This is a genomic window from Muriicola sp. Z0-33, from assembly GCF_026126425.1.
GTDB lineage: Bacteria > Bacteroidota > Bacteroidia > Flavobacteriales > Flavobacteriaceae > JAFMPW01.
In genome coordinates this window covers 191,077-211,226 of sequence record NZ_JAFMPW010000008.1, presented here as the reverse complement: position 1 = coordinate 211,226, position 20,150 = coordinate 191,077, and the positions used below count along the sequence as shown (strand labels likewise).

The 20,150-nt window shown below is 39.8% G+C and carries 19 protein-coding genes; 4 read left to right on the top strand and 15 right to left on the bottom strand.

Annotated elements, in window-relative coordinates; translation table 11 throughout:
- Positions 1–285 precede the first annotated feature (285 nt).
- Positions 286–927, bottom strand: coding sequence for a DUF4294 domain-containing protein (locus J1G40_RS12775; RefSeq protein ID WP_265243037.1), 642 nt, complete (start codon positions 925–927; stop codon positions 286–288).
- A 149-nt stretch (positions 928–1,076) separates the two neighbouring features.
- On the opposite strand from J1G40_RS12775, the gene J1G40_RS12770 reads away from it, so the two are divergent.
- Both J1G40_RS12770 and J1G40_RS12765 read left to right on the top strand, forming a co-directional pair.
- The gene (locus J1G40_RS12770) at positions 1,077–2,165 is read left to right on the top strand and encodes a M42 family metallopeptidase (RefSeq protein ID WP_265243031.1); all 1,089 of its coding nucleotides are present in this window, start codon (positions 1,077–1,079) and stop codon (positions 2,163–2,165) included.
- Between the two features lie 80 nt (positions 2,166–2,245).
- Entirely contained in the window at positions 2,246–2,794 is a 549-nt protein-coding gene (locus J1G40_RS12765) for an NUDIX hydrolase (RefSeq protein ID WP_265243030.1), read from the top strand.
- Here J1G40_RS12765 and hisS read toward each other — a convergent pair.
- The 6 genes from hisS to rpsF form a co-directional block, all read right to left on the bottom strand.
- Positions 2,789–4,165: a histidine--tRNA ligase gene (gene hisS, locus J1G40_RS12760; protein WP_265243029.1), complete on the bottom strand. Its 1,377-nt coding sequence runs from the start codon at positions 4,163–4,165 to the stop codon at positions 2,789–2,791. The genes J1G40_RS12765 and hisS overlap by 6 nt on opposite strands.
- A 28-nt stretch (positions 4,166–4,193) precedes the next feature.
- Positions 4,194–4,664: a DUF6495 family protein gene (locus tag J1G40_RS12755; protein WP_265243028.1), complete on the bottom strand. Its 471-nt coding sequence runs from the start codon at positions 4,662–4,664 to the stop codon at positions 4,194–4,196.
- A gap of 110 nt (positions 4,665–4,774) precedes the next feature.
- Positions 4,775–7,948 (bottom strand): TonB-dependent receptor, encoded by a 3,174-nt coding sequence (locus J1G40_RS12750; protein WP_265243027.1) that lies wholly within the window; start codon positions 7,946–7,948, stop codon positions 4,775–4,777.
- 93 nt (positions 7,949–8,041) lie between these two features.
- Complete coding sequence (gene rplI, locus J1G40_RS12745; protein ID WP_265243026.1) at positions 8,042–8,494, bottom strand: 50S ribosomal protein L9; 453 nt, start codon at positions 8,492–8,494, stop codon at positions 8,042–8,044.
- Positions 8,495–8,507: 13 nt separating this feature from the next.
- Positions 8,508–8,804, bottom strand: a complete 297-nt coding sequence (gene rpsR / locus J1G40_RS12740; protein WP_265243025.1) for a 30S ribosomal protein S18 — start codon at positions 8,802–8,804, stop codon at positions 8,508–8,510.
- Positions 8,805–8,809: 5 nt separating this feature from the next.
- Positions 8,810–9,148, bottom strand: coding sequence for a 30S ribosomal protein S6 (gene rpsF, locus J1G40_RS12735; RefSeq protein WP_265243024.1), 339 nt, complete (start codon positions 9,146–9,148; stop codon positions 8,810–8,812).
- A 236-nt stretch (positions 9,149–9,384) separates the two neighbouring features.
- Here rpsF and J1G40_RS12730 point away from each other — a divergent pair, with 236 nt between their 5' ends.
- Positions 9,385–10,077 carry a LytR/AlgR family response regulator transcription factor gene (locus J1G40_RS12730; protein WP_265243023.1) on the top strand — a complete coding sequence of 231 codons (693 nt, stop codon included), beginning with the start codon at positions 9,385–9,387 and terminating at the stop codon, positions 10,075–10,077.
- Here the strand turns inward: J1G40_RS12730 and priA are convergent, their stop codons facing one another.
- Genes priA through nadC form a run of 4 tightly spaced genes read right to left on the bottom strand, consistent with a single transcriptional unit; the run spans position 10,078 to position 14,810 of the window.
- Positions 10,078–12,534: a primosomal protein N' gene (gene priA / locus J1G40_RS12725; protein ID WP_265243022.1), complete on the bottom strand. Its 2,457-nt coding sequence runs from the start codon at positions 12,532–12,534 to the stop codon at positions 10,078–10,080.
- Positions 12,535–12,547: 13 nt separating this feature from the next.
- On the bottom strand, positions 12,548–12,988 hold the full coding sequence (locus tag J1G40_RS12720) for a DUF2147 domain-containing protein (RefSeq protein ID WP_265243021.1): 441 nt from the start codon (positions 12,986–12,988) through the stop codon (positions 12,548–12,550).
- Entirely contained in the window at positions 12,972–13,952 is a 981-nt protein-coding gene (locus J1G40_RS12715) for a YihY/virulence factor BrkB family protein (protein WP_265243020.1), read from the bottom strand. Before J1G40_RS12715 ends, J1G40_RS12720 begins: the two co-directional genes overlap by 17 nt.
- Entirely contained in the window at positions 13,953–14,810 is an 858-nt protein-coding gene (gene nadC, locus J1G40_RS12710) for a carboxylating nicotinate-nucleotide diphosphorylase (RefSeq protein WP_265243019.1), read from the bottom strand.
- Positions 14,811–15,020: 210 nt separating this feature from the next.
- Between nadC and rlmH the strand changes: the two genes are divergently transcribed.
- The gene (gene rlmH, locus J1G40_RS12705) at positions 15,021–15,494 is read left to right on the top strand and encodes a 23S rRNA (pseudouridine(1915)-N(3))-methyltransferase RlmH (protein ID WP_265243018.1); all 474 of its coding nucleotides are present in this window, start codon (positions 15,021–15,023) and stop codon (positions 15,492–15,494) included.
- A gap of 4 nt (positions 15,495–15,498) precedes the next feature.
- Here the strand turns inward: rlmH and serA are convergent, their stop codons facing one another.
- The 4 genes from serA to J1G40_RS12685 all read right to left on the bottom strand — a co-directional run bounded on the left by serA (position 15,499) and on the right by J1G40_RS12685 (position 20,073).
- Positions 15,499–17,391 carry a phosphoglycerate dehydrogenase gene (gene serA / locus J1G40_RS12700; protein ID WP_265243017.1) on the bottom strand — a complete coding sequence of 631 codons (1,893 nt, stop codon included), beginning with the start codon at positions 17,389–17,391 and terminating at the stop codon, positions 15,499–15,501.
- A 183-nt stretch (positions 17,392–17,574) separates the two neighbouring features.
- Positions 17,575–18,753, bottom strand: a complete 1,179-nt coding sequence (locus J1G40_RS12695; RefSeq protein ID WP_265243016.1) for a glycoside hydrolase family 5 protein — start codon at positions 18,751–18,753, stop codon at positions 17,575–17,577.
- Positions 18,754–18,766: 13 nt separating this feature from the next.
- Positions 18,767–19,465: a DUF3307 domain-containing protein gene (locus J1G40_RS12690; protein ID WP_265243015.1), complete on the bottom strand. Its 699-nt coding sequence runs from the start codon at positions 19,463–19,465 to the stop codon at positions 18,767–18,769.
- Positions 19,462–20,073 carry a SatD family protein gene (locus tag J1G40_RS12685; protein WP_265243014.1) on the bottom strand — a complete coding sequence of 204 codons (612 nt, stop codon included), beginning with the start codon at positions 20,071–20,073 and terminating at the stop codon, positions 19,462–19,464. Before J1G40_RS12685 ends, J1G40_RS12690 begins: the two co-directional genes overlap by 4 nt.
- Positions 20,074–20,150: the final 77 nt, after the last annotated feature.

The following is a 20,150-nucleotide window of genomic DNA, read 5'->3' as shown; positions in this document are numbered from 1 at the left end:
CTAAATCTAAATGATTCTAATTCCTCCCTAAATCCCCATAAATGAAAATCTAAAGAAAAACGCTGTCTGCCAATATGTCAATGAACTATCTTAAACACCCCAAGAAAACATCCCTCTCAAAGCGGCTGCAAATATAGAGCACTTTTTTTAAATGCAACTAAATTTTATGGTAATTTTTATATTTTTTTTTGACGCAAATATTAACCAGCTAGAAACTAGTTTCTTGCCTGTGTATGGCTATCAAAAAAGGCTAGTAAAGTTAAGAGAATTTAATGATTTCCGCAACTATTTTTTTTGCTTTGCGTTCTTGTTCCATTTATTGGTCAGCGAGGCGTAATCATAATCGAGCACAGACTCCTGCCTATCAAGCCTTTTAGATGCGAATGCCCGCTGCAATATGTCCTCTATAAGATAGTCTTCATGCACACTTTCCGGATGGTATTCTTCCTTAATACTAATCTTAAACATCTTTGCAGTGGTGTTATACCAAAACGCCCGCCAGCCACTTCGCAACTCCTTTACCAAATTAAAGGATGTTTTTCCCGTCTGCCTGTAGATAAGTTTTACCAAAATTTGCCCTTCTGTACGTGTAAGTTTTTTAAGCTCCTCAGAAAATTCCTCTTCAATGAATTTCTGCACATGCCTGGTATACTTTTTTCGCTTCCTTTTCTTCTTAATTCTACTTAGACTATCATTGAGTTCAACCAAACGTTCCGAAGCCAACTTGGCATAAGGGTACACCTTTATCGTTTTTCTCCTTAGTATATAATACCTGAGTTTCTCCTTGTAGGATTCAAATTCGAGCTTTCCAAAAATGTACACCTCATCAAGTGCTATAGAGCTCTTGAAAATAGAATCCCCCTCAACAATGATCATCTTTTCTGAGACAGAATCAAGCGGAATTTCCTCCACCTGCGCCGTGCACATAAATGCCAGTAGTCCAAAACACCAAAACAAATTCCACTTCCTCATAATTGGTAAAAAAACAAAAGTCCTGCCAAAATTAATGATAAACATACTATTGTGTTATTAAATAAAAGTGAATATTGCTAAGTTTGTGAACTAAACACATATACATGAGCACAAATAAGATCATCACCAAAAAGTCATTAGATTTTTTTGAAAAATACCTTAATAATGCTGCCCCGACCGGATATGAATGGGAGGGTCAGAAACTGTGGATGAACTACCTTAAACCCTACGTAGACACCTTTATCACAGATACCTATGGAACTGCAGTTGGGGTAATTAACCCCGACGCCAAATACAAGGTGGTAATAGAAGGCCATTCTGATGAAATCTCATGGTATGTTAATTATATAACAGATAACGGATTGCTATATGTCATTAGAAATGGCGGTAGCGATCATCAGATAGCCCCTTCTAAATGGGTAAATATTCATACCAAGAATGGCATGGTAAAAGGCATCTTTGGTTGGCCGGCAATTCATACCCGCGATAAAAGCAAAGAACAACCTCCGAAACTAGATAATATATTTATCGACATCGGTGCCAAAGATAAAGATGAAGTTGAAAAAATGGGGGTGCATGTAGGATGTGTAATCACCTACCCCGATGAATTTAAAATTCTAAATAAGGATAAATTTGTTTGCAGAGCCATAGACAACAGAGCTGGTGGATTTATGATAGCCGAAGTAGCCCGCCTTTTACATGAGAATAAAAAGAAACTTCCCTTTGGTCTTTATATAACGAATTCTGTACAGGAAGAAATTGGCCTGAGGGGTGCGGAGATGATCTCCGAAACTATACGACCTAATGCGGCGATTATTACAGATGTTTGCCATGATACGACCACTCCCATGATAGAAAAGAAAACACAGGGGCTTACGGAAATGGGAAGTGGCCCTGTAATCTCCTATGCACCTGCTGTTCAGAATAAATTAAGGGAACGCATTATTGAGACGGCCGAAGCCAAAAAAATTCCCTTCCAGCGCATGGCCGCCTCCCGCTCTACTGGCACAGATACAGATGCTTTTGCCTATAGTGGTGGCGGGGTTGCATCGGCCTTAATTTCTTTACCCCTGAGATATATGCATACAACAGTAGAAACTGTGCATAGAGATGACGTAGAGAACGTAATTCGGTTAATCTATGAGACGCTGCTAAATATAAAAGAGGGCGAGACCTTTAGTTATTTCGACTAACCCTTCGGACTGTTGGCTGGCCTAAACCTTTCCTTATTTTGGGGGAGATATAGATCTGAGCCTTAATTGAATTGTAGAAGTTGGATGAGCTAATAGACATATTAGATGATGATGGAAATCCGACAGGGAGGACTGCCCTAAAATCGGAGGCGCACAAAAATGGTTGGTTTCACCCAACTGTGCACATCTGGTGCTATACTCCGAACGGACAGATTCTTATTCAACAGCGCAGCGAAAATAAAACTACGCATCCCCTCTTATGGGATGTTTCCGTTGCCGGACATGTTGGGGCAGGAGAAGAAATTAAAACCTCGGCCTTAAGAGAAGTTGAAGAAGAAATAGGACTAAAAATTAACGAACAGGGCCTGGAAAAAATTGGGGTGTTTAAAGCCGTACACCAACATGGACCGGGGTTCACCGACTCCGAATTTCATCATACTTTTTTATGTGAACTGAAAGTCTCTTTAGCTGCCCTGAAAAAACAAGATAGTGAGGTGGCTGCTTTGGCACTTATTCCGATGATCCAATTGGCAGAAGAGACTTTTGGTCTGGCCAAACCAGACAAATATGTACCCCATGGCAGTGATTATTATAAAAGAGTCATAAAGGCCATAAAATTGCGCTTATAGGCTTTTTACAAAAGTGGCTATATCGTCTAACTTATAGGATTGCTGTTCTCCTTTGACCATATCTTTAGCGACAAAAGTAGCGGAAGCCAATTCTTGCTCACCAATTGAAATTACCCATGGAACATTTCTGCTGTTCGCGTATTTAAATTGCTTTTGAATTTTTGTGCTGGTGGGATAAAGGTCGGCCTTGATTCCGGAATTCCTTAATGCACCAATAAGTCTCATGGAAGCGAGGGCTTCTTCTTCCCCAAAATTTATACAGAGTACCTGAAGGCTTTGCGAAATCTCCTCAGGAAAAAGCCCTAACTCTTCCAGAACAAGAAAAATCCTTTCCAGGCCAAATGATATACCTACTCCGCTAACGTCTTTTAACCCAAACATCCCTGTAAGGTCATCGTACCTGCCACCTCCCCCTATTGAACCCATGGTAATGTCTTTAGGAGCAGCCACTTCAAAGATGGCTCCTGTGTAATAATTGAGGCCACGGGCCAGGGTTACATCTATAGCAAGCGAACATGTCTTTAGCCCCAGTTGTTTTATAGTATCAATAATGAACTGCAGTTCCTTTACTCCCTTTAGTCCTATTTCAGAAGTCTTAAGGAACTTTTCCAGGGCATTTAATTGTTCCGAATCAGAACCGGACAATGAAAACAGAGGTGCTGCCTTTTGTATAGCCTGCTCAGAGATACCTTTATTCAGCATCTCCTCAATTACTTTATCCTTACCAATTTTATCCAATTTGTCTAATGCAACGGTAAAATCTACCAAATGATAGGGGGCGCCGATAACTTCTACTATGCCCGAGAGGATTTTGCGGTTATTAAGCTTAATGGCCACCCCCTCTAATTTCATTTCGCTAAAAACCGCATCGTACAATTGCACCAGTTCTACTTCCTGTAATAGGGAATTAGCCCCTACTATATCTGCATCGCACTGGTAAAATTCTCTAAACCTTCCTCTTTGAGGCCTGTCGGCCCTCCAAACCGGCTGAATCTGATATCTTTTAAATGGGAAGGTGATGTCGTTCTGATGCATCACAACGTATCGGGCAAAGGGGACGGTTAGATCATAACGCAGGGCTTTATCCGAAATTTTCGGCATTAGGGAAGCCGATTTTTTTGAGCTATAGGTAACGTCATCTACCTTGCTAATAAAATCTCCGGAGTTTAAAATCTTAAATATCAATCTGTCTCCTTCATCACCATATTTACCCATCAAAGTATCAAAATTCTCAAATGACGGAGTTTCAATAGGTTGAAATCCGTACAACTCAAAATGCTTTTTTATGATATTGATGATATAATTTCTCCGGGCAATATCTGAAGGTGTAAAATCTCTGGTGCCCTTGGGAATGGAAGGTTTCTGTGCCATTGTTTAGATTAGAATTGTAAATATCGCCTTATTCTATGATTTTATCAAACCACTGGAATAATTCCCCTTTAGTTATTATAGCTCCCTGCTGTATCAGTTTAAATTTGTCCAGATTTTTATCGTCCGTATACATCTTGGAAGCGGTGAGGTATTCTACAAAGTCGGATTGCCAGTTTTTCTTAAACCAGGTAAAGCCCTGCTGAGTTGTAAGATCTATTTCTGGATTCATAACTTTTACAGACAGCAACTTCATCTCTTTTTCCGCAGTATAAAACAGATGCATCTGCATGGCCGAGATATTCTCCAGATATTCTACTTTACTCAGTACGCCTTCCCAGACCAGGTCGCTGAATACATCTAACTCCTCCTCTGCAACCTCCGGGGTATTTGTTTTAATTGTATTCCACTCCTCGGCAGTTATAGATTGGGTGGCCAAAAAGTTAATGAATTCCGGATGCAATTCTTCCAATTGCTGCTTGGTTAATCGGGCATACTTCATAGGTACTGTTTTTACCTGTACAAATTTACTATTACAAAAATAACAAAGGCTATACTTCTATAGCCTTTGTCCTGATACTCATCAATTGTAATTATATAAAACTAGCGATCTCAATTAAAAATGTAACGCACACCAAACTGGGCTCTCCACCTTGATCTTGCATCTGTAGCAGCTGTAAATGTGCTTGTTCTGCCGTCGAAGGTATAAGTAGGATTATTACTCCCATCAACACTTACACCAAGTACCTGGTTAAATCCTGGCTCTTCAACAACGCCCCAATTGGAGTTAACAAAATTCCCGATATTCAGAACATCAAGACTTAACTGCAATTTATTCTTATCATTTAATTTGATATCCTGCAGCACTTTAACATCCCAACGTCCTTTCCACGGTGCTTTTGCCCCATAGCGTTCGGCATATTGTCCACGGTTATCACTGAGGTAATCATCTTGCTGAATAAAGGCCTCAAACGCCTCTGCCTGCCCCGCACCACTAAATGTCATCTGGCCTACTTCCGAAGATGTTGGGATATATAACAGGTCATTGATACTGGAGCCATCATTATTTATGTCTCCTCCATAAATGTAATTATATCTTCCTCCACTGGCATATTCAAAAAAGGTTGAAATAGTGGTTCCGGATGAAAAAGCTTTAGAGAGTACCCCGATGAAGCGATGGTTATCTCCATACCTGGAGAAGGCCAATACGTCGTTATTTGCATTCCCGGTAACGGCATTTCCTGCAAAAGCATCTCCGGTAATTTCTGCTTCTATAGAATTCACCTCTTTGGAATTAAGGAAACTATACCCCAATTGACCGTACAACCCTCCATCCCACGTTTTCTGTGCCTTAAAGGTTGCGTTGATTATTCTACCCTTGTCCGAGTTGGTAAATACAAACGCACTGGTTGGACCGCCAAAAATTTGAGATTTGTCATCATTGGTATACACCGCCCTGTTGTCTACCCCCCCAAGGGTTGCCGAAGGAGTGTCCAAGCCCCAATTCTGAACATGTGCCGCATTGAGGTCTTTGGTATATGAAAAGTCTGCTGTAAGTATAAGGCCGTTATTAAGTCTTTTGTCAGCACCTATATTGGTACGCCAAACTTGCGGCCACTGGAAATCCGGGTCTACCAGTTGGTAGAAAAAGAAATCTACCCCCTGAACCTGGTTGCCTAACCAGACAAATGGAAACCTTCCGGTAAATACTCCGGAGCCTCCTCGAATTTGAAATGAATTATCGTTATTAACATCCCAATTAAATCCTACTCTTGGCGAAATCAGGAAATCATTATCTGGTAATTGCTCAGAATCCAGAAATACAGCATTACCAGTATCAGGATCTGTATATTCTATAGAAGGAATATATGTCCCCATAGCACCCCCTTTTCTTTCAATATTTTCGCGAATTTTATCGGCAGTATCAAAATATAATGGCTTGTCTACGCGTATGCCATAGGTAAGCTTAAAGTTCTCCGTGGCATTCCATTCATCCTGCAGATAAAATGCCAACTGCCCTACATTGGTTTCTGCCAATGCCCAACCTCCAGGATTTCCCGTACCATTGCTTCCCAGTGAATTTGCAGTAGCTATGGCAGTATTGAATGCCGCCTGTAAATCTCCGGAGCTTGCAAATGTGGGGAAATCTGTGATAGTAGTTGTCGGGAAAAACACGCCCTGAGCTCCATAGGCACCAAGGTTGAAAGAATTGTCGAACTGGAATTTTTCAAAAGAAAAGCCAACGGTATAGGTATGGTCTCCTTTAAAGAAATTAAGGTTATTAGTAATTTGAAATACCTTCTGATCCAATCTGTTATTGATAGAAAATGGTTCGTGCCCGGCAATAATATAATTAGAACTCCCTGAGGCATCCAGGATGGTAATTGTGGGTGCAGGCGTTGAAAGCGGATTTCTAAAATCATCGAAATGCGTATACCCTATCTGTAGCTTATTAGTAGCTTCATCCGAAAGGGTGCTGTTTAATTCTACCTGAATAGAGCGTATGTTGTTATTAATCTCGTAACCTGTATTCTCGAATTGCAGCGTAGAAGCATTGGGTCCTCGAAAACCTAATGCGGAAGGGTGAGCTGGCTTCTCTTTAGAGGCATTTAGAAAATTGTAAATGACCGCCAGGCGATTGTTATCATTGATGTTCCAATCGAATTTAATGATCCCCTTGGTGGATTCCTGAGCAAAATTAAAGCCGTCGAATCTCCCGGGATTATAGAAGATATCTCCTCCCTGGGCGTCCTGTCCTATAACCACCTGCCTGAGGAGGTTATCAACCATTTGAAAATCTGTTGCACTTACCCTTGATTCGTTTATGGCACCTGTCCCTGTATTCGGAACAAAACCAGCCGTACCCAATTCTTCAAGGTCATCTCTTTCAAAATTGGCGAAGAAGAATAATTTATTTTTAATAATCGGCCCTCCAACACTTATTCCATACTGTATTTGTTCCAAACCGGTTTTAAAAACATCGTCTCCGTCTATCTTCCCCCCTGTCAGGTCATCGTTTCTGAAAAACCCATAGGCGGTACCATAAAATTCATTGGTACCACTTTTAGTAACTGCATTAACCGAGGCACCTGTAAATCCGGACTGAGTAACATCGTATGGAGCCAGAGAAACTTGTATTTGTTCAATAGCATCGAGCGAAATGGGCTGTGAGCTGGTCTGGCCTCCCGGCGTTGCGGCATCCAGGCCAAACGGATTGTTGAAAATAGCACCATCAAGAGAAAAGTTATTGTACTGATCATTTCTACCGCCAAAGGAGATTCCCGACGCGCCAGAAGAGGCACTGGGCTCCAGACGTGTAAAATCTTCTGCAGATCTGGAGATTGTGGGCAATCTGGTTAATTCCCGACTTCCAACACTGGTTTCCGCACCTGTTCTATCACTTCCAAAAGTACCACCTCGGTCAGAAATAACCACCACTTCATCTAAAGCCTGGCTTTCTGAAGATAGTACTACCTCGAGATTAAAGGTCTTCCCCAGGGTAAGAAATACATTGTTCTCTGTATATTCTCTGTACCCCACGTAAGATATAGTCACCTCGTAAGGCCCTCCAACTCTTAAATTAAGAAGGTTAAACCTACCATCTTCATTACTGATTGCGCCATATTTTGTGCCTGTAGGCGTGTGAATGGCAACAATATTGGCCCCTAGTAAGGCTGCGTTCTGATCGTCAGAAACTGTTCCCCGGATATTCGATGTGGTCACCTGCGCAAAAAGTGAAGTACTAATAAACAGGAAGAACACTGGAAGAAGTAATTTTGCTTTCATTTGATTGAGTTTTGTCAGTTTACAGACAAACTTATAACAAAAAAAATAGCTATGCGTGCATAGCTATTTTAAGTTATCAACCAAATGCGTTTTTTATTTCTTTTCCGCCACCACTTCGAAAGGTAAATCTACCATTACCTCTCTGTGTAATCTGATCTGTGCTTCATAAGGACCAGCACGTTTTACCGCTCCTCCTTTGATGCTGATATATTTCTTATCTATTTCATGACCCGCTTTCTCCAAAGCAGCTGAAAGATCAATATTAGTGACAGAACCAAATAATTTATCTGCAGTTCCTACTTTAGCCGGTATTTTAACTTCCAGTTCTTTTAAGGCTTCGGCAGTTTTATTAGCACCATCTATTATTTTCTTCTCTTTATGCGCTTTCTGCCTTAAGTTTTCTGCTAAAACCTTCTTAGCCGATGGTGTTGCCATCGCAGCGAGCCCTTGTGGTATAAGGTAATTTCTACCATAACCATTCTTTACCGTAACAACATCGTCTTTAAAACCGAGGTTCTGTACGTCTTCTTTTAATATAAGTTCCATGATCCGCTTTTTTTTACTTTAATAAATCACCTACATAAGGCATCAATGCCAAATGACGTGCCCTTTTTACGGCTTGTGCCACTTTCCTTTGATATTTCATGGAAGTTCCGGTAAGTCTTCTTGGAAGTAATTTCCCTTGTTCATTTACCAGCTTCATTAAAAAATCAGGATCCTTATAGTCTATGTACTTGATTCCGGATTTTTTAAATCTACAATACTTCTTCTGAGTATTGGTCTCGATGTTTAAAGGGGTAAGATATCTGATCTCCCCATCCTTTTTACCTTTTGCCTGTTGCTGTAATGTTGCCATAATCCTTATGCTTTAGCCTTTAATCTTGTTCTTCTTTTTTCTGCCCATTCAATGGCATGCTTGTCCAATTTGACAGTTAGAAAACGCATTATACGTTCATCTCTTCTGAACTCTTGCTCATAAGGTGCAATTACTTCACCAGCAGCGGCAAATTCAAACAAGTGGTAAAAACCACTTTTTTTGTGCTGAATTGGATAGGCTAATTTCTTTAGCCCCCAATTTTCTTTGGAGACCATTTTGGCTCCATTCTTTTTCAAGAAATCCTCAAATTTCTTTACTGTTTCCTCTATCTGTGTATCAGATAGAACGGGATTTAAAATGAAAACAGTTTCGTAATGATTCATATTGGTATCTATTTTTAGGACGGCAAAAGTAACAATATTTCACACTAATCACAAGAAAACGAAAAAATCTTCGTTATAGGTAGAAGAATCTTAAAATTAAACTTAACCTAAAACCAAAAATCTTATGATCATTGGCATTCATACAAGATTTTGCGCAATGTTTACAACTTTTGTTGCACTTCAACGCGTTTTTTCTGTAATTTGTCGATGATTTAACCCCACAAATCGACCCATTTATGAAATTACGAAGTATTGTTGTTGACGATTCATCTATGCAACGTATGGCAGTTGCTAAATTGGTGAACAACCACCCAAATCTGGCTTTAGTTGCGGAATACAGCAACGCTATTGAAGCGAAAAACGGCATCAAGAACAACGAAATAGACCTGATCTTTCTAGACGTAGAAATGCCCATTATCAGTGGTTTTGACCTTCTTGAATCTTTAGAAAACCGACCACAGGTTATCTTGATTACAGGAAAGCCAGACTACGCACTGAAGGCATTTGATTACGATGTGACAGATTATTTGCACAAGCCTATTACCATGGCTCGTTTTGATGCCTCTGTAAAAAGAGCGGTATCTAAATTTGAGCAAATCCACAAAGTTAATGAGGACGAAGAGCACATCTTCGTAAAAAGTAACCTTAAAAAGAGAAAGGTTATCCTTAACGATATCAAGTGGATAGAAGCCCTGGGAGATTATATTAAATTAGTTACTGATGAGGCCAATATTGTAATTCTTTCAACAATGAAAGCCTTTGAAAAACAGCTACCCGAAGATAAATTCCTGAGAATTCACAAGTCTTATATTGTGAATTTGGAAAAAATCGAGAAATTCAACAGCAAGAATGTTGAAGTAAGTGGCAGATCAATCCCATTGAGCAGAAATAAAAAGACGGAGTTGGCCGAAGCATTAAGCAACGTCTAGCTATAAATGATCTACATTGTAGATTATCCGTACACTTTTATACTGAGAAATAGCATTAAAGGAATTTCCAATTCTTTTAATGCTATTTTTTGTTTGTGCAAAAGACACCTCCCTGGGGGATTTTACCAAAATATGTTTAAGGTATTGGTTTCGGATACGGGGAATTACAGGGAACTCTGGCCCCAGCACCCCTTGAGAAAAAACATTTCTAAGGGCTTTGGCAAACCAGGACGAAGCTTCATTTAATTTGTTATAATCTTTATCCTTTAGTGTGATTCGGATCAGGCGATTAGCCGGTGGATAGTGATACTGCTCCCTTTCATACAACTGCTCCTGAAACATCCCCAAATAGTCGTCCGTGCTTACCTGTTTTAAAATTTGATGATAGGGATTATAAGTTTGAATCAGGACCTTTCCTCTTTTTTTTGTCCTCCCTGCGCGGCCCGCAACTTGTGTAAGCAATTGAAAGCTCCTTTCGTGAGCCCTGAAATCCGGAAAGTTCAGCAGGGTATCTGCATTCATAATTCCAACCAGGTTTACATGTCTGAAATCTAGCCCTTTGGTAATCATTTGTGTCCCCACCAGGATGTCAAATTCCTGTTGTTCAAAAGCTGTAATGATCTTTTCATAGCTGTGTTTCCCGCGGGTAGTATCCAGATCCATACGGCCTACCTTGGCTTCCGGAAACAACCCCTTAATTTCCTCGGCAACTTGCTCGGTGCCAAATCCTTTGGTGTCCAGAGTAAAATTACCGCAGGCCTGGCAATCCTTTTCCATTGGTGTCTGGTGTCCACAGTAGTGACATCTCAACTGATCTCTGTACTGATGATAAGTTAAACTTACATCGCAATTTGGGCATTGTGGTGAATGCCCGCAGGTGGTGCATTCCACTATTGGCGCATAGCCTCTTCTGTTTTGGAACAATATTACCTGTTCCTTTTCTTCCAGTGTTAGTGTAATTTCTTCTAAGAGGCGCTGAGAGAAATGCCCCTTCATACGCCTTTTGCGATGTTGCTGCTTTATATCTACCAGTTCAATTTCTGGCATTAAAACATCACCAAAACGCCTGTCGATCTTCGCGTACCCGTACTTTCCATTGCGGGCATTGTTGAAACTTTCAATACTTGGAGTTGCAGAACCCAGTAGCACTTTACAATTATGCATACTTGCCAGCACAATAGCCGCATCTCTGGCATGGTAACGAGGAGCAGGATCAAACTGCTTAAATGAACTTTCGTGTTCTTCGTCTACTATTATCAATCCCAAATCCGAGTAGGGTAAAAATAGTGCTGATCTGGCCCCAATAATAAGTTGTGCTTTTTCTTTTTTACTGACTAAATTATTCCATACTTCAACACGTTCCTGCATGCTATATTTGGAGTGATAAACGGATAATTTCTTACCAAAATATTTTTGCAATCTTGTGATTAGTTGGGTGGTTAATGCTATTTCTGGTAATAGGTATAGGGCTTGTCTACCAGAATTTAAACAAGATTCCAGAAGCCGCATATACACTTCTGTCTTACCGGATGATGTAACTCCATGAAGAAGTGTAACATTCTTATTTTCAAATTCTTCAGTTATTTTATCTAAAGCTATAGTTTGGAATTTATTTAATGATTTTAAAGCGCTGTAATCCCCTCCCTGGTCGTGGGAGATTCTATCTATTCTGACAAAATATTCTTCTAGAATTTCTTTCTTAATCAAACTCCTGATTACCGCTTTGGAAACATTAGCTTCTATTTCCAGATCGGACATTTTTACTGGTTTATTGGTCGTCGCCTGTAGTTGAAATAATGCCAGGACGGCCCTGCTTTGTTTTGGCGCTCTGCTGATATTTTCAAGAAGTTGTTGCAGGGCTTCTTCGGAAGTATAGCTACTATTTAGTTTTATGTAGCGGAGCATTTTGGGTTTGTATTGCTCCTTTAAATCTTCTCTCAGAACAATGGCATTCTTTTTAACCAATCTGTTGAGCAAGGGTAGTATCCTTTTCTTTTCAACAATACTTACCACGTCTTTTACGCGCAGGGAGGACTGATGTTCCAATGCCTCCATGACCAGGAATTCATCATCCCGCAAGGCTACCTCCTCCAGGTCGGCCTCCTTATTACCGAGAATAAGGGTTTCACTTTCCAAAAGTAAGGCCCCCGGTAAGGCACTTCTAAAAACCTCTCCCATACTGCACATATAGTAACTGGCAATCCATTTCCAGTGTTCCAGTTGAATAGGGTTTACCAACGCATGTTCATCGAGTATCTGATGAATATCTTTGGCCTTGTACGCTGTTGGCGGAGTATGATGCAGTTCATACACCAGGGCCGTGTATATTTTAGATTTTCCAAAAGAAACAGCAACGCGCATCCCAGGTTGTAATAGCCGGGCTTGTTCTTCAGACACCCTATAAGTAAAGTAATTTTCTAGTGGAATGGGAAGAATTACGTTGACAAAATATTCCATAGTTGTATGGCAGCTAATCTTCCACTCTTAGCCAGGTTTGGGTACGGAACAGGAAAGCAAGATATCCTCTGACTTTCAGTTCGTTAGAATTACTGGGATTTAACCATATTTTACAACGGAAAGTCATGGCTTGTTCCGGATCGAAAAGGGTTTTTCCCTTCCATTCATCATTCTTGTTTTTTTGAAGACCATCTATTATCGTCATGCCCATTATAGGTTGGTCCTTGCGATCACCTTCGCATTTAACACAACGCGCCTCTTCCCTCCCTATTTCAAGTATAGATTCTACTTTCCCGTACATCAATTCTCCCTTTTTGTAGACATTGATTATGGCTTTGGGTTTACCTGTACGATCATCAATGGTTTTCCATTTGCCAAAGATGCTTTGTGCCGTACATATTTGACAAACAAATAGCAAAAGACCTATAGTAAGCAGATTATTTGGGCGTATCATTCTTTTGGTGTTTTTTCCTTAGAAAATTTAATGTTGCATTCAATTCAAAACCTAACAACAAGATATTTGAATTTAGCCATATATACACCATTAATATCAATAATCCTCCTAATGCACCATACAATTCGTTGTAACGCGCAAATTTTTCAACATATACCCCAAAAAGATAAGAAGTTAGCAGAAAAAGCAAGGAGGTCATCAAGGCTCCATATGAAAAGAACTTGGCCTGTTTGCCTTCTGCCGTGCCAAAATAATAGAGTATGGCAGTGGTGAGATAGGTTAAAATTACAAAAAACAACACTTTCCCTATCCTGACACCTCTTATTTCACCTTCTTCCAGCACATATCCACCGGTTCTGGCAGCAAAATCGCTGAGGTATTTTAATACATAAACTTCAAAATACAAATAGACAACTGCTCCTACCAGGATTAAAATAGACAGAATAAGTCCCACCATTAGGGCATAGGCATACTGCTTGAAAAAATTTCTGGTCAACTCTATATGGTAGGAATGTTCAAACCCTCCAAAAATAGCATTAACTCCATTGGCCATCAGGAAAATTGAAATTAAAAAAGCAGAGGACAATAAACCTCCTCTTTTCTGATCCTTTATCTGCTGGTAGATCTCTTCAAAATATTCTCCTGTCGCTGTAGGCAAAAAAGATTCAAGAAATGCCAGAAACTGGGTGTCAAAATTCTCATTTCCAACACTTATATACTGAATTAAAAAAGGCGCAAGGGTTAAGAGAAAAATCAGCAATGGAAAAATAGCCATAAATAAGCTGAAAGCAATAGAACTTGCCCTGGTTGAAAGAGCCCCTTCTACAATCCCCAGTAAATACATTTCTATAAGGTCATATAGCGATAAGCCCTCAAAGGCAGACAGTTTAATCTTTTTCAGGAACCTCACCAGCAGGTTCAGCACGGGAATCTTATCTAACTTTTCCTCTATTGCTGTCGACATCTACACGGCTTTTAAGCTAAGGTCCATATTAGAAACAGAATGTGTAAGCGCCCCGGAAGAAATATAATTCACTCCGCATTCAGCATATTTCCGAATGGTTTGTTCGTTAATCCCCCCGGAAGATTCTGTAAGACATTTATCTCCTATTATATTTACTGCTAGTTGGGTATCCCCAAAATTAAAATTATCCAGCAAAATTCTATACACCCCTCCTGCGGCAAGTATTTCCTTAACTTCTTTAATATTTCTCGCCTCCACAATGATCTTTAAATCACGGTCTGTACTTTTTAAATATGCTTTGGTTTTTGCAATAGCTCCGGATATGCCCCCGGCAAAATCTATATGGTTGTCTTTAAGCATTATCATGTCGTATAAGGCAAATCTATGGTTCTCCCCTCCCCCTATTTTGACTGCCCATTTTTCTAATGCTCTGATCCCCGGGGTTGTTTTCCTTGTATCTAGTATTTTAGTATCCGTTCCCAGCAGCAGGTTTACATAGTGATTGGTTTTTGTTGCTATAGCACTCATTCTTTGCATGGCGTTGAGCACCAGGCGTTCTGCTTTTAGTATACTCTGGGAATTTCCCTCAACATAGAAAACAATATCCCCATATTCTACTTTATCGCCGTCATTGATTATTTTTTCTATCCTCAATGAGGGGTCTACATAAGCAAATACCTGCTCGGCAAATGTAACTCCTGCTATTATCCCCTGGTCTTTTACCAACAATTTCGCCTTGCCTGTTGCCGTCTTCGGAATACAGGCAAGAGAACTGTGATCCCCATCTCCGATGTCCTCGCGAATGGCATTTTTAATAATTAGTGCTATTTCATGTTGAAATTGTTCTTCCGAAATCATAGGCAATTCTTGTCGTGTGCTAAAATACTAAATTGTTTGCTCGTTAATAGCTCTGTTCGGTATCATATTTATCCACAAAATCTTTTTTAAACAACAATATTTTATTAGAATTCGCCTCATTCCTACTGCTATAAAAATGAAATTGTACGATTGTAAAAAGACAAGGAAAAGGAATTTCATAAATCGGAAATTGCAAATTACATTTGCCTTATGACCATCAAATTACTGGCAATAGGAAAAACAGACAGCAAAGCGCTTCAAGAGCTACTCAATGACTACGAAAGGCGACTTGGCCATTATGTTAAATTTGAGATGCATTTTATTCCTGATCTCAAAAACACCAAAAATCTATCGGAAATTCAGCAAAAGGAAAAAGAGGGAGAATTACTACTTAAACAAATAGGCCCCTCAGAAGTACTTGTCCTTCTGGATGAAAAAGGGAAACAATACACCTCAGTAGCATTTTCGGAATACCTGCAAAAGAAAATGAATTCGGGTATCAAAGGACTCACATTTGTCATTGGGGGTCCGTATGGCTTTAGTGATACAGTTTATCGGCAAGCCAGTGGTCAACTGAGTTTATCTAAAATGACATTTTCACATCAAATGGTCCGGCTCTTTGCAATAGAGCAGCTCTATCGGGCTTTTACCATTTTAAGAAACGAACCTTACCATCATAAATAACCCATTAATAGAGCACCCTGAACTTAATGGTATGTTCTACTTTTTTAAGTGCTTTGATCACTTCTTTGTTGTAATCCTTATCAAGATCGGTAATCACATAACCCACTTCACTGTCTGTTGAAAGGTATTGCCCGGTAATATTCATATCAAACTTGGCCAATACTTCATTGATATGCGCCATAATTCCAGGAACATTTCTATGAATATGCAAGAACCTGTGTGCATTGTTTTGCTTTGGAAGTCTGATATTCGGGAAGTTTACGGCATCTACCGTATTTCCGGAATTAATATAATCCATGATCTTGTTAGGTACAAAATCCGCAATGTTGCGCTGAGCTTCCTCTGTACTACCTCCAACATGAGGAGTAAGAATTACATTGGGCAATCCCTGAAGTTCGCTGTAAAACTCTCCATTACTTCTAGGCTCCTCCGGGTATACATCTACCGCAGCCCCGGCCAATTTTTTACTTTTCAATGCCTTTTCCAAAGCGGGGATATCCACAACAAATCCTCTGGAGAGGTTAATGAGCATTGCGCCATCTCGCATTTGATTTATTTCGCGCTCGCCTATATAGTTCTTATTTGCTTTATTATCATCAATATGTAATGATACTACATCAGAAACATTCAGCAAGTCTTCCAGTGTTTTACACTGAACGGCATTCCCAAGCGCCAGTTTATCGTCTATGTCGTAATAATACACCCGCATACCCATTGCTTCTGCCAATACAGACAACTGTTTACCAATATTGCCGTAACCTACAATCCCGAGATTCTTGCCTCTGATCTCTCTGGAATTGATAGCTGTCTTATTCCATTGCCCGCTATGAATTTCTGTACTTCTGGGAAACACATTCCGCATGAGCATAATTATTTGCCCTATCGCCAGCTCAACAACAGATCTGGTATTACTGTATGGAGCGTTAAAAACCACTATCCCATTCTTCTGGCAACCTTCCAGATCTATTTGTGTGGTTCCAATACAAAATGCCCCTACCACCAGAAGTTTGTCTGCCGCCTCTATAACAGCCTTTGAAACCTGGGTTTTGGACCTAATCCCCAGCACATGTACTCCTTTAATTCTTTCAATCAGTTCTTGTTCAGACAAGCTCTTTTCTACTAACTCTACCGAAAAACCGTCTTCCGACAAGTTGTCAAAAGCCGCCGGGTGTACATTTTCTAATAACAGAATTTTTATCCTGTTTTTAGGGTAGGAAATATTTCTTGGAAGGTCGTTTACAAAGAGAAACTCATCCATATTGGGCGTAACATGATCTGCATTATCAGCAGCCTTATTCCTATGTACATTTTCGGTATAGGCAAAGAATTTATGGGCTATCCCTGCTTCTCTCATCACATAATCGCTATAACCATCACCTATTACCTGTACTTCGCCGTCGAGATCCAGGCGTTTAAGACATTCTATTTTGCCATTGTGTGATGCCAGAGGATTTTCCTCATCAAAACCAATAATATTGCCAGACTCATCAAACTCAAAGGTGTTCGCAAATACCCGATCTGATGGAATATTATATTCTTCAACTATTGGATCTATAAATTCTTTGAATCCACATGAAATTACATAGATGTCATCAGAAAATTTCTCAAAAAATTCTTTATTAGCCTCAATAGACTTGGAGATCTTTTGCTTTAATTCGGTTACCAGACCTTCAAGATCGTCCTTATGTGCTTTTAACAATTTAATCCTCCGCTCAAGAGATTCTGTAAACGAGATATCCCCGTCTATTCCCAGATTTGTAATTGCCTGGATTTCATGAATCACTTCTTCCCTGTCAGACTTGCCGGCAAGTGTCATTTCTGCCAGCACGTCCAGAGCTTCAACCCTTGTTAAGGTACTATCGAAATCAAAGACATACTTTCTTCCCACTTCAATCATGCTTTATAAAAAAATTAAGCTGTAAAAGTAGAAATTTATTCTAACGGAATTAAATAGAATCGGGAAATAAAACAAAAAGCCGAACATTGAAAGCATTTTAACTGGAAAAGTGCTGTCAAAATTCAACATAGGCTTTAAAAAAGATGTAATTGACCCAAATAAAGATTTAGATGGGCCTGCGCTTTATTCTATCAACAAATCTATCCCTGACTCCTCCTCTTTGGTCATTTTTTTAATATACTCAACTTCTTCTTGAGAAAAAGGGGTACCATCTTCCCTCAGGATATCATGAAACCACATTTCAGGTTCCTTTGTAAAAGTGGAGTCCCAGCTTTTCCAGGGATAAATGGTATTGCTTTTACCCGACACGAACCCCCAATTAATAGCCGCTATTTTATTTTTCTTAAGTATTGGCATCATGTTCTGAAACGTATTATTGTTGGTTCGCGCCATATATTCTGTACACAATAAGGGTCTGCCATATTTTTTAAGCTCGGTAATTTTCTTCTGTACTGTTTCCATATCTCCGTCATAGGCATGGAAGGATATTAGATCCGATTGTTCAACCATATACCTGTCTACTGGTGGCAGACTATCCGGAGTCCCCCAATGGTCTATATTGCCTCTCCAGATCCCTGTGGTCAGTGGCTGACTTGGATCTATTTCCCTTGCCCAACCCACTACTTTCTTTAGCAGGGCCAGGGAATATTTTTGTTTGTTCTTTACTTCCAATTGTGCCCTTCCTGGTTGTCCAGCGACATTATCCGGTTCGTTATACAGATCCCAGGCCAAAACCCGCTTATCTTCTGCGAAATGCTTCAGAATTCCCTTAACATAGCCTTTGAGTTCGTCGTGGCGGGTAGTATCTCCTAAAATAGCAGCTCCGGGAGCCTGCACCCAGCCAGAATTATGCACATGAGGAAGGGGTTCTGGTTGCTGACCCGTTTTTGGTACCGGGTGCCATACATCATCCAGCAATACAAACATGGTTTTGATTTTGTGTTTATCAGCAAGACTCAGATAATTGTCTAACCGGTTTAGAAAGCCAATAGAATCTTGTTCCCATAAAAGATTATGCAGGTATACCCTGTGAAGGTTCATTCCAAGGTCTGCAGACCATTTTAGTTCTCGTTCAATTGTTTCAGGATCAAAAGTGGCTTCCTGCCAGAATTCTAATTGGTTGATAGCAGTGCTTGGATTAAAATTAGCCCCTACCAGCCAGGGCTGATCATCATACCACTGCCATGCCTTATCTGCTGTCCAGCGTTGAGTTGTATTATCTATAGCTGTTGTTTTTGGTTTTTCCTCAGTGCAGGAAATAATCGTTATGACGAGCAGAGCGAGTAATATCTTTTTTAGCATTTTCTAGAGTAAATTATAAATGAATATAGATAATACCTGTAAGAATTGCAATCCCAAAACTCAGTAAAGTCCCAATCAAAATATACTCGGTAAGTTTACGATTGTTACTTTCTTTTAAGTCGTTAAATCTGAATACAGATTTAGCTGTTATGAGCAATCCTATAGCCTCCCATCTTCCGAGAATAATAAAAAGCAGTACAAACAGTCGTTCTAATATGCCTATGTACTTACCGGCATTGGGCAAAGATTTATGGTCCATAGAAATTTGCTGAGACATCCCTTCCAGTAATTTCCCCATGACAATGGCCGCCGGAAAACTCACAAATACAATGGCGGTAATTAGCGGCCAATCGAGCTGTTCCAGCAAACCACGGGAATGTTCCCAAAGATTAGTGTAATACACCAGGCAATACAATACCAGGATGTGCAATAACTGATCTATAAAAAAAGGAATTGCTTTGCGCTTAAAAAGGGGATTCACATATATTTTAGCGAGGTCTATCAGATAGTGAGAAAGTGCTATTATCAGCGCCATTTTCCAATAATTGAGATCCCATAATATTAACATCGTTACGCCAAAATGCAATAATATATGGAGGTAAAGGAACTTTGAAGCTATCTTGTTCGCCTCCTTGTGAAGCACCCATTTTAAGGGCTGCAATAGAAAATCTCCAATGAGATGGGCCAATAATAATTTGGTAAATAAGATCATAGCACTAAAGTCTTTAGGGAATAAGAATAATAATCCAGCAACTCTTGTACAAGTTCCCAACGGGCTCTTTTCAGGCGCTGACTCACTGCAGATTGTTGAATGTTAAGTAGATTAGCAATATCCTTTTGAGAGGTTTTGGGCTGCTGAAGCGCCAGAGTAATGACCTCTGCAGAGACCGGGCTCCAATCATCCATAAAGTCTAAAGCCAGTTTTAACATCAAATTGATGCTAAGGTCGTATGGTTTATCATCCGTGGCCAAAGCTAAATTGAGCTTACGCTCTTTTAAACTTTCAAATACGCGCCCAGATCGTTGATAGGCCGTGCCATTAGATTCACTTACCCCTTCTCCGGAATAGGTCTCATCACCTAGGCCAATTCCTAAACGCACATCAAGGTTTTTTACTGATTTTATCATGGCCTTAATCTGTATTGCTGATCTCAATGCCTGTTTCGGCGATAGTCTAAGCTGAAATTCGTCTCCTCTGTATATTTCCCAATCCTTAGGGGCGTTTCCCAACTGTGCGAAATATTCCTTTAACACAGGGATCCATTGAGAGGCAATATGTGCCTCCGAATTTATAATATCACCAGTTATAATTGCTATCATATCTATAAGCTAAAAAGCTAATATAGTACATTATTAGCTAAAATACTAATTATTAATATATATTAGTTAAATTACTG

Excerpts from the sequence above, each read along its gene's own strand:
- J1G40_RS12775 (WP_265243037.1), bottom strand. The coding sequence starts at position 927 with ATGTGCACGGCGCAGGTGGAGGAAATTCCGCTTGATTCTGTCTCAGAA.
- J1G40_RS12770 (WP_265243031.1), top strand. The coding sequence starts at position 1,077 with ATGAGCACAAATAAGATCATCACCAAAAAGTCATTAGATTTTTTTGAA.
- hisS (WP_265243029.1), bottom strand. The coding sequence starts at position 4,165 with ATGGCACAGAAACCTTCCATTCCCAAGGGCACCAGAGATTTTACACCT.
- J1G40_RS12755 (WP_265243028.1), bottom strand. The coding sequence starts at position 4,664 with ATGAAGTATGCCCGATTAACCAAGCAGCAATTGGAAGAATTGCATCCG.
- J1G40_RS12750 (WP_265243027.1), bottom strand. The coding sequence starts at position 7,948 with ATGAAAGCAAAATTACTTCTTCCAGTGTTCTTCCTGTTTATTAGTACT.
- rplI (WP_265243026.1), bottom strand. The coding sequence starts at position 8,494 with ATGGAACTTATATTAAAAGAAGACGTACAGAACCTCGGTTTTAAAGAC.
- rpsR (WP_265243025.1), bottom strand. The coding sequence starts at position 8,804 with ATGGCAACATTACAGCAACAGGCAAAAGGTAAAAAGGATGGGGAGATC.
- rpsF (WP_265243024.1), bottom strand. The coding sequence starts at position 9,148 with ATGAATCATTACGAAACTGTTTTCATTTTAAATCCCGTTCTATCTGAT.
- J1G40_RS12730 (WP_265243023.1), top strand. The coding sequence starts at position 9,385 with ATGAAATTACGAAGTATTGTTGTTGACGATTCATCTATGCAACGTATG.
- priA (WP_265243022.1), bottom strand. The coding sequence starts at position 12,534 with ATGGAATATTTTGTCAACGTAATTCTTCCCATTCCACTAGAAAATTAC.
- J1G40_RS12720 (WP_265243021.1), bottom strand. The coding sequence starts at position 12,988 with ATGATACGCCCAAATAATCTGCTTACTATAGGTCTTTTGCTATTTGTT.
- J1G40_RS12715 (WP_265243020.1), bottom strand. The coding sequence starts at position 13,952 with ATGTCGACAGCAATAGAGGAAAAGTTAGATAAGATTCCCGTGCTGAAC.
- nadC (WP_265243019.1), bottom strand. The coding sequence starts at position 14,810 with ATGATTTCGGAAGAACAATTTCAACATGAAATAGCACTAATTATTAAA.
- rlmH (WP_265243018.1), top strand. The coding sequence starts at position 15,021 with ATGACCATCAAATTACTGGCAATAGGAAAAACAGACAGCAAAGCGCTT.
- serA (WP_265243017.1), bottom strand. The coding sequence starts at position 17,391 with ATGATTGAAGTGGGAAGAAAGTATGTCTTTGATTTCGATAGTACCTTA.
- J1G40_RS12695 (WP_265243016.1), bottom strand. The coding sequence starts at position 18,753 with ATGCTAAAAAAGATATTACTCGCTCTGCTCGTCATAACGATTATTTCC.
- J1G40_RS12690 (WP_265243015.1), bottom strand. The coding sequence starts at position 19,465 with ATGATCTTATTTACCAAATTATTATTGGCCCATCTCATTGGAGATTTT.
- J1G40_RS12685 (WP_265243014.1), bottom strand. The coding sequence starts at position 20,073 with ATGATAGCAATTATAACTGGTGATATTATAAATTCGGAGGCACATATT.